Raw genomic sequence first — 13,425 nt, 5'->3', positions numbered from 1 at the left:
GTTTTGCGGACAACATGCCTAAACTCAATCACATCAGAAACTTTTCTATTATCGCCCACATTGACCACGGTAAATCGACACTGTCAGATCGGTTAATTCAGTATTGTGGTGGTTTGTCAGACCGCGAAATGCAAAAGCAGGTCCTGGATTCAATGGATCTGGAGCGTGAGCGCGGTATTACCATTAAAGCGCAAAGTGTCACGCTGTACTACAAAGCTGATGACGGTGAAACCTATCAACTGAACTTTATCGATACACCGGGCCACGTGGATTTTACTTATGAAGTAAGCCGCTCACTGGCTGCCTGTGAAGGCGCGTTGCTGGTAGTTGATGCTGGACAGGGGGTTGAAGCGCAAACAGTCGCAAATTGCTACACTGCGCTGGAAATGAATCTGGAAGTCTTGCCGATACTGAATAAAATTGACTTGCCACAGGCCGACCCGGACCGCGTAGCGCAGGAAATTGAAGATATTATCGGCATTGAGGCTGTCGGAGCCGTGCAGTGCTCTGCCAAAACGGGTTTAGGCATTAAAGATGTGCTGGAAACTATTGTAAAGAAAATTCCGCCGCCAGAAGGCGAGCCAGAGCAGCCTACCCAGGCACTGATCATTGACTCCTGGTTTGACGCTTATCAGGGTGTGGTGTCACTGGTACGGGTTAAACATGGCAGCATTAAAGCCAAAGACAAAATTAAAATTATGTCAACCGGCCAGGTATACGAAGTCGATAAAGTGGGGATTTTCAGCCCTAAAGCGACCAATACCGGTGCGTTAAATACCGGTGAAGTAGGCTTTATTATTGCTGGTATTAAAGAGATTAAAGGTGCACCTGTTGGTGATACCATCACACTGGCAAAAAACAGTGCCGAGAAACCGCTACCAGGTTTTAAACGCATAAAACCGCAGGTATACGCTGGTGTATTTCCGGTGTCGTCAGACGATTACGAAGACTTCCGTGATGCCCTGGCAAAATTAAGCCTGAATGACTCATCGTTATTCTATGAGCCGGAAAACTCAGCATCTTTAGGTTTTGGTTTCCGTATTGGTTTCCTCGGCATGTTGCACATGGAAATTATTCAGGAACGTTTAGAGCGCGAATACGATCTGGATCTGATCACTACCGCACCTACGGTAGTATACGAGGTTGCCAAGAAAGACGGCACTGTGTTGCTGGTAGATAACCCAAGCAGCCTACCTGCGGTAAATGACATTGATGAAATTCGCGAACCGATAGTTGAAGCCCATATTCTGGTGCCGCAAGAGTTTTTGGGTAACGTTATCACCTTGTGTATCGAAAAACGTGGTGTACAAACCAATATGTTGTATCACGGGCGTCAGGTTGCAGTAACCTATGAGCTACCCATGGCGGAAGTGGTAATGGACTTCTTTGACCGCTTAAAGTCAACCAGCCGTGGTTATGCATCACTGGATTATGCCTTTAAGCGTTTCCAAACTTCGAATATGCAGCGGGTGGATATTTTAATCAATGGCGAGCGGGTGGATGCGCTGGCTATTATCAGCCACATTGATTTTGCTCAGGGCCGCGGCCGTGAGCTGGCGGAAAAGCTGAAAGAGCTGATCCCACGGCAGATGTTTGATATTGCCATACAAGCGGCGATAGGTAACCACATTATTGCCCGTACTACTATTAAGCAAATGCGTAAAAACGTATTGGCGAAATGTTACGGCGGTGATGTTAGTCGGAAGAAAAAACTGCTGCAAAAGCAGAAAGAAGGTAAAAAACGCATGAAGCAGGTGGGTAACGTAGAAGTGCCGCAAGAGGCTTTCCTCGCCATTCTGAAAGTAGGTAAATAAACATAAGGGTTTGACATGGCAGGTTATTTTGCTATTTTTTTGGTGTTATTAACACTAGCCTGTGGCCTGATATGGCTGTTGGATAAGTTTGTGCTGGCGCCTAAGCGTCAGCAGCAACTTGGTATGGCACAAGCAGCCGCCGGTGGCCAGTTGTCGTTAGACGCTGCTGAAACGGTGTTAAAAGAGCCACAGTTAGTGGAAACAGCCAAATCTATTTTTCCTGTTATTGCGCTGATTACTATTTTTCGTTCGTTCTTTTATGAACCGTTTCAAATTCCTTCAGGTTCAATGATGCCCACCCTGCTGGTTGGGGATTTTATCCTGGTAGAAAAGTTCTCCTATGATGTTAAAGATCCGGTGTGGCGCAGTACCTTGTACAGCAACAACACCCCGCAGCGCGGTGATGTGGCGGTGTTTAAATACCCCGAGCAACCGACAGTTGATTACATTAAGCGTGTTATCGGTTTACCCGGTGATCGGGTAATTTACCGTAACAAGCAACTGTATATCGAAAAAGCCTGTACTGCAGCGGTACAAACTGAATGTGGCAAGCTGGAAGCGATACCGCTGACATTGAAAAATGAAGGCGAATTTTATCAGGAGTTGTATCCGCAGCGGCGTTATAGCGAGCAGTTGGCAGAAGTTGAACATGATATTTTGCAAACGCCTGCTAAACGTGAACACATGGAGTTTTTCTTTAAACAACATGGTACTGCCATAGATGAATTTATCGTACCGGCAGAGCATTATTTTGTGCTGGGTGATAACCGTGACAACAGCCGCGATGGCAGGTTCTGGGGCTTTGTGCCAGCAGACAATATGGTTGGCAAGGCGGTATTTATCTGGATGAGTTTTGAATTTAATGATGACCCAAACAGCTGGTTGCCCGGCTGGGTGCCAACCGGTGTCAGGTTTGAGCGGCTTGGTGCTATTCACTAAGCCCGCACTGTCATCTTGCTAAGAGACAAGCATGCAAAAATCGTTAACGTTGTTGATGGCCCGGTTGGGCCATCAGTTTCATCAGTCGGCTCTGCTGGAGCAGGCACTGACACACCGCAGCTGCAAAGGCCAGCATAATGAGCGTTTAGAGTTTCTCGGCGATGCCGTACTCAGTTTAGTCATTGCTGAAACCTTGTATGCTAATTTCCCTAAAGCCCGGGAGGGTGACCTGACAAGGATGCGCGCTGCATTAGTCAAGGGGGTTACGCTGGCTGAAATTGCCCAGGAACTGCAGTTGGCTGACTACTTACGCCTTGGCCCCGGTGAGCTGAAAAGCGGCGGCTTTCGCCGTGAGTCAATTTTAGCAGATGTGGTTGAAGCTATTTTAGGCGCAATTTATCTTGATGCCGGCATGGAAGCATGCAAAGCCCGCATTCTGCTGTGGTTTGGCAGCCGGCTCGAAACTATTACTCCTGGTGAACAGAAAGACTCGAAAACCCTGTTGCAGGAATATTTGCAGGGGCTACGCTTAGCCTTGCCGGTATATGACGTAATAGCGACGGTTGGTGAGGCACACCAGCAGACCTTTACCGTACGCTGCACTATCGCTGGTATGACACCTTTTACCGCTACCGGCAGTTCACGCCGTAAGGCAGAGCAGGACGCCGCTCAGATGGCGTTGGAAAAAATTAAGCATGACAAATAACAGTCAAACGCCTACTTACGCGGCTCTGGTGGCTATTGTTGGCCGGCCAAATGTTGGCAAATCTACATTGCTAAACAAACTGGTTGGGCAAAAAGTGAGTATTACCTCAAAGAAACCGCAAACTACCCGTCACCGTATAGTGGGTATCGACACCCGTGATAATTATCAAACCGTGTACGTCGATACGCCGGGGCTGCATATCGAAGAAAAGCGCGCCATTAACCGGTTGATGAATAAGGCGGCGGCCAGCTCTATTCTGGATGTTGAGTTTGTTTTGTTTGTCGTCGAAGGCACGCGCTGGACAGATGACGACCAAATGGTGCTTAACCGTTTAATTGCCTCGAAAAAACCGGTGATCCTGGTAGTGAATAAAGTCGACTTATATCGCGACAAAGACACCTTGCTACCGCATTTACAATGGCTTGGCACTCAGCTTAATTTTGTTGATGTGGTGCCGCTGTCAGCTGAAACGGGCGACAACGTAGAGGCACTGCGCGCTGTTGTGCACAAACATTTGCCGCCGTGCGAGTTTTTCTTTCCGGAAGACTATGTTACTGACCGTTCAATGCGTTTTATGGCTGCGGAAATTGTGCGGGAAAAATTAATGCGTTTTCTCGGCGACGAGCTGCCGTATTCGGTAACGGTAGAAATTGAACGCTTTAAGTGGGAAGAAAAACACTATCATATCGCCGCATTAGTGTTGGTAGAACGCGAGAGCCAGAAACGCATGGTGATTGGCAATAAAGGCGAGCGCATTAAAACTATTGCCACCGAAGCACGGCTTGATATGGCATCGATGTTAGAGCAGCCGGTATTTTTACAGGTATGGGTAAAAGTGAAATCGGGTTGGGCAGATGATGAACGGGCGCTGCGTAGCCTGGGTTATGGTGAAGATTAACCACAGTGACAGACAGCACGCTATGGCCCGGCTTTATACTGCATAGCCGTGCGCTGGGTGAAGATAAACTGATATTACAGTTACTGCTGGCTGAACATGGTCGGTTGTCGGCGGTCGTACGCAAAAAACAAGGCAAACGACGGTTGGCTTTGCAGCCGTTTCAGCTATTCATGCTGCAGTTGAGCGGGCGTACAGAATTAAAAACCGTACGCAGCATCGACGAGGCCAGCCCGGCAATGTTATTCAGCGGCATGGTGTTGTACAGCGGGCTTTATCTGAATGAGCTGCTGTGTCGGTTGTGGCCGGATAATCTGGCCTCAGAGCAGCTATTTAACCTGTATCAGCACAGTTTACAGCAATTATGGCAGGTACAGCAGGGCCAGGAAGAACTTGAGCCTTGCTTAAGGCGCTTTGAATTCGCTTTGTTGGCCGAATTGGGCCAACCGATAGATTGGCAAGCAGATGTTGACGGCCAGCCTGTCTTAGCGCAGTGCCGCTATAAGTGGTTAGATCAGCACGGTTTTGTTGCTGCCAGCCAGGGGTTTGATGGCCAGCATTTGTTGGCAATAGCAGAGAATAACTGGCAACACCATGACACCCGCCGCTGTGCTAAACAATTAAGCAGACAATTACTGGCGCCGCTGCTGGGAAATAAGCCCCTTGCCAGCCGTGCTTTATTCGAACAACGTTAAGCAGAAATCCGGAGTAAGACATGTCTAATCCCATTTATCTTGGTGTCAATATCGACCATGTCGCTACTTTGCGCCAGGCGCGTGGTACCTACTACCCGGAGCCGGTGCATGCTGCACTGGTTGCCGAACAAGCCGGTGCCGATGGCATTACCGTGCACCTGCGTGAAGATCGGCGGCATATTATTGACCGCGATGTGTTTATTTTACGCGATACCATCGCCACCCGGCTGAACTTTGAAATGGCGGTGACAGATGAAATGCTGGCTATTGCGACCAAACTAAAACCCCATTTTGCCTGCTTTGTGCCAGAGAAACGCCAGGAGCTAACCACTGAAGGTGGTTTGGAAGTGGCTGGTCAACTTAGCCGCATCAGCGATGCGGTAGCGCAAATGCGTGAGCATAATATTCTGGTGTCGTTGTTTATTGATGCCGACAAAAGCCAAATCGACGCGGCTGCGCAAGCTGGTGCCCCCTACATTGAAATACATACCGGTAAATACGCCGAAACCAAAGATGCCACAGTGCAGGAGGCTGAGCTAAAGCGAATTAGTGATGCAGCAGCTTATGCGTCCTCGCTTGGTTTGATTGTTAATGCCGGGCATGGCTTGCATTATCATAATGTGCAACCAATAGCTGCGATACCGCAGATGTATGAGTTAAACATCGGCCATGCGATCGTTGCCAGAGCAGTATTCAGCGGTTTAGATGCCGCAGTGCGTGAAATGAAACAGCTAATGACAGAGGCGCGCCGCTAAATGGCTATTGCCGGGCTGGGAACCGATATTGTGGCAATAGCACGAATTGCACAAAGCCTGCAGCGCAGCCCGGCGCTGGTAAAACGTGTATTAACATTAGATGAGCAAGCAATATTCCAACAGCTTGAGCAGCAGCATCCGGACAATGCTGCGCGCTATTTTGCCAAACGTTTTGCCGCTAAAGAAGCGGCAGCAAAGGCGCTTGGTACCGGCATTGGCCGCGGGGTATCGTTTCAGCACTTTAATGTCAGCAATAACGCTGCCGGCGCGCCACAACTGCTGCTAAGCGGCTACGCCGCTGAGTTGGCGGCGACACGCGGTATAAAGCACATTTGGTTATCTATTACTGATGAACAAGCCTATGCCGCTGCTACAGTTATCCTGGAGTGCTAGAGCGTGTTAGTTTTACCAGTTCCATAGCCTGCTTTCTTGCCACAGCGCTTGCATAACATCATCCAGTTCAAGAAATTCAGGCTCTAACTCTGCCAGTGACTTTCCTTGTTTTAATTGTGTCTCCAGCAATTCGGCCAGGCTTTTTAATCGGGGTACCCCGGTATAACAGCAGGCTCCATGTAATTTATGTACCAGTTGCAGTACCTGTTGAGCGTTCTCATCCTGCAGCGCCTGTTGCAATGACTGACAGGTAGGGGCGATGCTGTCCAACAGCATTTGCAGCATATCTTTTACCAGGGCTGTTTTGCCGCTGGCGCGCTCCTGAGCTTGTTCCCAGTTTACCAATTTGCTGACAGGCCATTCGGTTGTTGCCGCCATGCGAATGGCCGGACAGTATTCCTGTAAGCTGCAGTACAGCATGGTTTCATCCAGCGGTTTACTTAAAAACTCATTGAAGCCCAGAGTTAATAACCTGGCGCGCTCGCCGTCAGTAGCCTGGGCAGTAACAGCAATAATAGGCGTATGTTCATTCAGTGAGCTTTGCCTGATACGCTGGCAGGCGGTAATGCCGTCCATAACCGGCATGTTGATGTCCATAAATATAATGTCGTAAGCGTGCTGCGTGGCTTTGTGCCAGGCTACTGCACCATCGCGGGCCGAGTCTATTTGCAGTACATGCTCGGCTAATAGCGTGTTGATCAGTTTTAAGTTGGCTTCGTTGTCGTCTACCGTCAGAACTTTAAGGTTGCTGCGCGTGCTGCTGACCGGTAAAAGTTGCGCCTGCTGCTGTTGCTGATAAGGTGCGCTTAGGGTGGCGGCCAGTTTGCGGATATGGGGTGGTTTAGACAATACTGCGTCGGCACCACTATTAAGCAGGGTCTCACGCAAATGCGGTGATAAGGTGTTTACCAGTACGCAGTTGTGGTCGCACACCGCGTTGATTTGTTCGATCAGGCTAATAACCTGATTCACCTGATTAATGGCAATGGTACGGCCAATAAGGCCAATATCGTAGCGTTGTTGTTTGGCTAATGCTTGCTGCAGCTGGCCCTTGGTGGCACAGGCGGTTACCTGCACACCCCAGCTATGTAGCAGGCTAAGGGTGGCCTCACGTGAGTGTTGTTGTGGCTCAAAATACAATATTTGTTTGTTTTCCAGCAAATCGGTTGGCAGGCCGTCAGCAACCGATAACTGATGGCGCAAACATTTGATGGTAAACCAGAAAGTAGAGCCTTCTGTTTCACGGCTGTCAAAACCAATATTGCCTGACATCGCTTTGACCAGTCGCTGCGAAATCATAAGCCCTAAACCCGAGCCGGTTTGATGGCTGCGTTCAGTAGATGGGCTAAAGCCCTGAAACAGCAAACTTTGCTGCTGTTCACTGATGCCGCAGCCTGTGTCCTGCACTGAACAATGCAGGATCAGTTGATCTTCATTTAGCAAGGTTGCAGAGACGCGGATCACTATGCTGCCATGCTCGGTAAATTTAATCGCGTTGCCGGCGATATTCATCAAAATTTGGGTAAAACGGGCAGGATCAGCCACCAGATCATCCGGGCAGGAAGGCTCAACCAACAGTACCAGCTCCAGGTGCTTGTCAAACGCATTTGCCGCCAGCAGTTCAGTGGCGTCGTGCAGCAAATCCCGCAGCGAAAAAGGTTCGGGGTTGATAGACAACCGGCCTTCTTCCAGTTTAGAGAAATCCAGCACGTCATTGACCAAATGCAGCAAGCTGTTGGCTGATTTTTGAATTGTAGTGAGGTAATCTTGTTGTGCAGCAGAAAGCCGGGTTTTCAGTAACTGACGGGTAAAGCCAATGACACCATTGAGTGGTGTCCGCAGCTCGTGGCTCATTTTGGCTAAGAATTCTGATTTTTGCCGGTTTTCTTCCAGCGCTTTACGCCGGGCGAAATCCAGCTGAATATTTTGTACCTCTAGTTGCTCCATGCTTAGCTGCAGATCACTGGTTACCTGTTCAAACTGTTGCTGCGTTTCCTGTTGTTGCTCATGCAGGCTATGGCCTAGTTGCTGCAATGTTTGCTGCAGGCTGGTTAGTTCGGTTACCGCACTCACTATCGCATCACCGGGCACTTTTCCCTCGGCTAACTGGCTAACCTGTTGCCTGATATTGCCCAGTGGTTTAGTTAGCCTGCGCAACAACCAGAAAGCGGGCAAACACACCAGAAACAAAGCGGCTAATGGCAGCAGTAAACCGTATAAGATAGCCCGGTGCTGCTGCAGTTTCAGCTCAGATAGCGACAGTTGCAACAGCAGATAATATTCGCTGTCCGGCTGCAATGGTATGTATAGCAACAACAGGTTTTGCTGCTGCAGCATTTTACCTGTCGCAGGTAATGTTACATCTTGGGGCAATAATTGCTGACTGTTAAATTGCAGTGCATTGGTGCTGATAAGCGGTTTAGCGGCAGATATTAAGCTTATATTACTAATATATGGCGAGTTTTGCTGATGCGATTGCATCAGTAAAGCTGTAATGTTGTCCTTGCTGCCCTGGCCGAGCAGCGTGTTGCTGCTGAGTGCCAGTGTCTGGCCAATCTGCTGGGCTTTGCCGGTAAAAGAAAATGCTAACTCCTGATAGCGAACATAGCTAAAATAACCGGCACAGAATACACTGAGCAGCAAGGCTGGCAGCAGGCTGCACAGCAGCAACAAAGAGCGCAAGTTGATTTTCGTCATTGAGGCGGTTTAAAAGTCAGTTCCATTATATGGATAATGACACAACGCCGTTCGCTTGCCTATAACCGACAGAGAACCCATGGTTAATATCTATAAAGCCAAAGCTAAACCCAGCCTGCAAGGCAAGGTGCTTAGTTTAACAATCGACAGTGCGGATTATGAAATTCAGGGCATTGCCCGCTATCAGAGCAAAATTGCCTTTGTTGCCGGTGCCTTGCCAGGTGAGCAGGTACAGGCCCGGGTCACTGAAGACAAAGCCGGCTTTATCAAAGCGACTACTGTTAAGGTGTTGCAGGCCGCCCCTGAACGTATTGCTGCTGTTTGTCAGTTTGCGGCCAGCTGTGGTGGTTGTCAGCTACAACACCTGGCGGTAGCTGAACAACAACAGCTGAAACAACAAGGTATCGATCAGCTTATCCGTCACCAAACCGGCATGGCGGCTTTGCCGTGGCAGCCGATGCTAAGTGCACAGCACAGCGGTTATCGGCGCCGTGCCCGTATCGGTTTATGGTTTGACAAAAAACAGCGCACGCTGACCGTAGGCTTTCGCAAGAGTGGTGATAAACAGTTAACTGCAATCAGCAACTGCATGGTGTTATCGCCGGTATTGGCACCGGTGTTCAAGGCCCTGCAGCATGCAGTCGAGACCTTGGCAGATCCTGGCTGTGTTACCCATGCTGAAGTACTGGATGCTGATGGCACAGCATTTGTGATAGTGCGTCATGTTAAAGCATTGACCGATCAGGAACAGCAGCGTTTTGTCCGTGCCTGGCCTGAGGCTGTCTGGTTGGGAGAAGCTGAGCCAGGTAACTTTACCTATTGGCAGCAGGACCGCAAGGTGCCGCAGTATAAACTCGTCAGGCAGGGCTTAACGCTTGAGTTTGCACCAGATGATTTTATTCAGGTAAACCAGAGTGTGAATCAGTTGATGATTAATCAGGCACTGGATTGGTTACAGCTGACGCCGGACGACGTCGTGCTGGATTTATATGCCGGTATGGGTAATTTTACCTTACCGCTGGCACAGCGCGCCAAAACAGTGCGGGCGGTAGAAGGGGTTGCCAAAATGGTGCAACAGCTGACAACTAATGCCGAGTTAAATGGTCTTAGCAATGTGGCTGCCTTTCAGGCCGATTTGCATCTGAACTGGCCAAAAACAGCCTGGCATCAGCGTGACTACACTAAGGTCGTGCTTGACCCGGCAAGAGCCGGCGCACAGGGAGCTGTAGAGCAAATAGTGCAAATAAAACCGGCACAGATATTGTACGTGTCGTGCAACGCTGCCACCTTTGCCCGCGATACTAAAGTGCTGTTAGGTGGCGGTTATCGCTTGGAAAAGCTGGCAGGTATTGATATGTTTCCATATACCAGTCATCTGGAAGTGATGGCGTTGTTCAGCAAGCAGTAACTAGAGGGAACAGCAGATGGTGAGGGTTCGTCAGTCACACAGTAATGAGCACAACAGCAGCGAAACGCTGGAGTGGTTATGTTCGCTTGGTTTGACTGAAAAAAAAATCAGTAGCTTGATGCATGCCGCTGAGTGGCTGAAAAAGCAGCAACTGTCTGATGTCGAGCTGCCGGTGCGCACCGGCTGGGAGATGGTTGAGATCCTGGCTGAATTACGCATGGACGCCGACTCGTTACTGGCGGCCCTGCTGTTCCCATTGCTGGAAGCTGGTTTAGTTAATACTGAGCAACTGGAGCAGGATTTCTCTGCAAATGTGCAAACCATGTTGCGCGCTGTGCAGCAAATGGAAGCCATTCGCACCATTCCTACCGGGCCAAACCAAAGCGTTAATCCGCAGCAGGCAGATAACCTGCGCCGTATGCTGCTGGCCATGGTAGAAGACGTGCGGGCAGTGGTGATTAAACTTGCGGCGCAAATTTGCTACCTGCGTGAGGTGAAAAACGCTGACGAGGAAACCCGTGTTCTTGCCGCTAAAGAAACCAATGCTATTTTTGCGCCGCTGGCTAACCGCCTCGGTATTGGCCAATTAAAGTGGGAGCTGGAAGACTTAGCCTTTCGTTATCTGCATCCGCAGTTGTACAAGCAAATTGCTGGTTTACTGGAAGAGCGGCGCTTAGACCGCGAGCAATATATGCAAGACTTTGTCAGCGCAGTCAGGCAAAAAATGGCAGAGGCTAATATACAGGCAGATGTTTATGGCCGGCCCAAGCATATTTTTAGTATCTGGAAGAAAATGCAAAAGAAACAACTGGCGTTTGATCAGTTGTTTGATATTCGCGCGGTACGGGTGATTACCGACCGGGTGCAGGACTGTTATGGCGCACTTGGCATAGTTCACACCAGCTGGCGGCATTTACCCAAAGAGTTTGATGATTATATTGCCACACCAAAACAAAACGGCTATCAGTCCATCCATACCGTCGTGCTGGGGCCACAGGGCCGGCCGGTAGAGATCCAAATTCGTACCCGGCAAATGCATGAAGACTCAGAGCTGGGCGTGGCCGCGCACTGGCGTTACAAAGAAGGTGGCACTGCCGGTAAAGATGGTGCCAACGATGAAAAAATAGGCTGGTTGCGCAAGCTGTTGCAATGGCAGGAAGACGTGGTAGATAGCAGTGATTTAGCTGAAGAGCTGCGTAATCAGGTTATCGAAGACCGTGTCTACGTTTTTACGCCCAAAGGCGATATTGTTGATTTACCGATGGGCTCAACGCCGTTGGACTTCGCGTATTATGTGCACTCCAACGTGGGGCATCGCTGTATTGGCGCCAAGGTGTCTGGCCGTATCGTTCCCTTTACCTACCAAATGAAAACAGGTGATCAGGTCGAAATTCTCACCGGCCGCGAGCCCAACCCCAGCCGTGACTGGCTAAATCCGCATTTAGGCTACTTAAAATCCAGCCGTGCCCGCTCCAAAGTGCAATACTGGTTCCGTCTGCAAGACAGAGATAAAAACCTCGCTGCCGGTAAAGAGTTGCTGGACACGGAGTTAACCCGGCTAAATCTGGTAATGGAGCATCCTGCCAAGGTGTTGACGCGGTTTAATGTCAACAGCATGGACGAACTGTTGGTGGGTATCGGTGGTGGCGAGATTAAAGTCACCCAGGTGGTGCATTTTATTCAGAGCCAGTCTGTAAAAACCGAAGAGCCTGAAATTGATCCGCGCTTAATCACCAAACCGCTGGCGGCGACCCGGGCTAAAAGCGATGTGGTGGTGCAGGGCGTAGGCAACCTGCTAAGCCATATGGCAGGTTGCTGCCATCCGTTGCCGGGCGATGCCATTATTGGCTATATCACCCAAGGCCGCGGTATTGCGATTCACCGTGATGATTGTGATCAGTTTAAAACCCTGCAGGAAAGCCACCCTGAACGGGTGGTTGATGCCACCTGGGGCGATAAATATGCCTCTGGCTATGAGGTCGATATTCGTATAGTGGCGCATGACCGTAACGGCTTATTGCGCGATATCACCAGTATTTTGGCCAATGAGAAAGCCAATGTCACCAAGATGAGCAGCAGCTCAGACATTAAAGCGCAAACCGCAGTGATTAATATGACGCTGGAGTTATATAACCTCGACTCACTGAATAAACTGTTAAGCAAAATTAGCCAGATAGACGATGTGGCAGAAGCCAAGCGCTTTCACCACTAAGCATAAAGAGAGAGCTGTGTCAGATAATATTAGCCGGCTGTTAAGTATTATGAGCGCCCTGCGCGACCCGCAAAGCGGCTGCCCGTGGGATTTAAAACAAAGCTACGCCACTATAGTGCCGTACACGCTTGAAGAGGCTTACGAAGTGGCCGACGCCATTGCGCGTGAGAGCTTTGACGAGTTAAAAGATGAGCTGGGCGACTTACTGTTTCAGGTGGTGTTTTATGCCCAACTTGCCAAAGAGGAAGGCCGCTTTGCATTTGATGATTGTGTTGCGGCTATTTGTGACAAGCTGGAGCGGCGCCACCCGCACATTTTCAGCGATGTAACCGCAGAAGATGCTGACACTGTACTTAGAAACTGGGAAGCACTAAAAAGCGCTGAACGTAAAGATGTTGGCCAGCACAGTGTGCTCGATAATATCCCGCAGGCGATGCCGGCACTAAGCCGCGCCTACAAACTGCAAAAACGCTGCGCCAATGTCGGTTTTGACTGGCCCGATGTTGAGGGCTGTTGGGACAAGGTAAAAGAAGAAATTATCGAAGTAGAGCAAACCGCAGCCGACAGCCCCGAGCTGGCCGAAGAGCTGGGCGATTTAATGTTTGCACTGGTTAACGTGGTGCGCAAGCATAAACTCGACCCCGAAGCCGTGCTACGTGCCGCCAACACCAAGTTTGAAAAACGCTTTCGCGCGGTAGAGCAAGCACTTGCAGAACAGGGCAAAAGCCCAGAGCAGTCAGACCTGGCTGAAATGGATGCGCTGTGGAATCAGGTAAAAAAGCAAACACTGCGTTAATTCCTTCGGTTCAGCTGTCCTCGTTAGTTACTTACTACACGTCCGCTTGGTGCCAATTGCAGACATTCCAACTTTAAGGCTGTAAAGTCCGCTTTTAGGTGTTAGCAGAACGCAA

General features: G+C 49.6%; 11 protein-coding genes. 10 read left to right on the top strand and 1 reads right to left on the bottom strand.

Annotated features, from left to right (window positions below; genetic code table 11):
- Nucleotides 1-14: 14 nt before the first annotated feature.
- The 7 genes from lepA to acpS are packed head-to-tail and all read left to right on the top strand — an operon-like array spanning nt 15 to nt 6,197.
- Nucleotides 15-1,814, top strand: coding sequence for a translation elongation factor 4 (lepA, locus tag ACYVIC_RS00055; RefSeq protein ID WP_460856130.1), 1,800 nt, complete (start codon nt 15-17; stop codon nt 1,812-1,814).
- A 15-nt stretch (nt 1,815-1,829) separates the two neighbouring features.
- Nucleotides 1,830-2,753 (top strand): signal peptidase I, encoded by a 924-nt coding sequence (gene lepB, locus ACYVIC_RS00050; RefSeq protein WP_460856129.1) that lies wholly within the window; start codon nt 1,830-1,832, stop codon nt 2,751-2,753.
- A 31-nt stretch (nt 2,754-2,784) separates the two neighbouring features.
- Nucleotides 2,785-3,459 (top strand): ribonuclease III, encoded by a 675-nt coding sequence (rnc, locus tag ACYVIC_RS00045; RefSeq protein WP_460856126.1) that lies wholly within the window; start codon nt 2,785-2,787, stop codon nt 3,457-3,459.
- Nucleotides 3,449-4,357: a GTPase Era gene (era, locus tag ACYVIC_RS00040; protein WP_460856124.1), complete on the top strand. Its 909-nt coding sequence runs from the start codon at nt 3,449-3,451 to the stop codon at nt 4,355-4,357. Before rnc ends, era begins: the two co-directional genes overlap by 11 nt.
- A gap of 5 nt (nt 4,358-4,362) precedes the next feature.
- Nucleotides 4,363-5,049, top strand: coding sequence for a DNA repair protein RecO (gene recO / locus ACYVIC_RS00035; protein ID WP_460856122.1), 687 nt, complete (start codon nt 4,363-4,365; stop codon nt 5,047-5,049).
- Between the two features lie 20 nt (nt 5,050-5,069).
- On the top strand, nt 5,070-5,804 hold the full coding sequence (gene pdxJ / locus ACYVIC_RS00030) for a pyridoxine 5'-phosphate synthase (RefSeq protein ID WP_460856120.1): 735 nt from the start codon (nt 5,070-5,072) through the stop codon (nt 5,802-5,804).
- Nucleotides 5,805-6,197 (top strand): holo-ACP synthase, encoded by a 393-nt coding sequence (gene acpS, locus ACYVIC_RS00025; RefSeq protein WP_460856118.1) that lies wholly within the window; start codon nt 5,805-5,807, stop codon nt 6,195-6,197.
- A gap of 12 nt (nt 6,198-6,209) precedes the next feature.
- On the opposite strand, the gene ACYVIC_RS00020 is transcribed toward acpS, so the two are convergent.
- Complete coding sequence (locus ACYVIC_RS00020; RefSeq protein ID WP_460856116.1) at nt 6,210-8,894, bottom strand: response regulator; 2,685 nt, start codon at nt 8,892-8,894, stop codon at nt 6,210-6,212.
- Nucleotides 8,895-8,973: 79 nt separating this feature from the next.
- Here ACYVIC_RS00020 and rlmD point away from each other — a divergent pair, with 79 nt between their 5' ends.
- The 3 genes from rlmD to mazG are packed head-to-tail and all read left to right on the top strand — an operon-like array spanning nt 8,974 to nt 13,310.
- Nucleotides 8,974-10,302, top strand: a complete 1,329-nt coding sequence (gene rlmD / locus ACYVIC_RS00015; protein WP_460856114.1) for a 23S rRNA (uracil(1939)-C(5))-methyltransferase RlmD — start codon at nt 8,974-8,976, stop codon at nt 10,300-10,302.
- Between the two features lie 16 nt (nt 10,303-10,318).
- On the top strand, nt 10,319-12,514 hold the full coding sequence (gene relA, locus ACYVIC_RS00010; protein ID WP_460856112.1) for a GTP diphosphokinase: 2,196 nt from the start codon (nt 10,319-10,321) through the stop codon (nt 12,512-12,514).
- A gap of 16 nt (nt 12,515-12,530) precedes the next feature.
- The gene (gene mazG, locus ACYVIC_RS00005; protein ID WP_460856111.1) at nt 12,531-13,310 is read left to right on the top strand and encodes a nucleoside triphosphate pyrophosphohydrolase; all 780 of its coding nucleotides are present in this window, start codon (nt 12,531-12,533) and stop codon (nt 13,308-13,310) included.
- The last annotated feature ends 115 nt before the right edge of the window (nt 13,311-13,425 follow it).

The sequence above is a fragment of the Rheinheimera gaetbuli genome (assembly GCF_054781935.1).
Note: the sequence above shows the minus strand (reverse complement) of the source record. Positions and strands in the feature narration are given on the sequence as shown.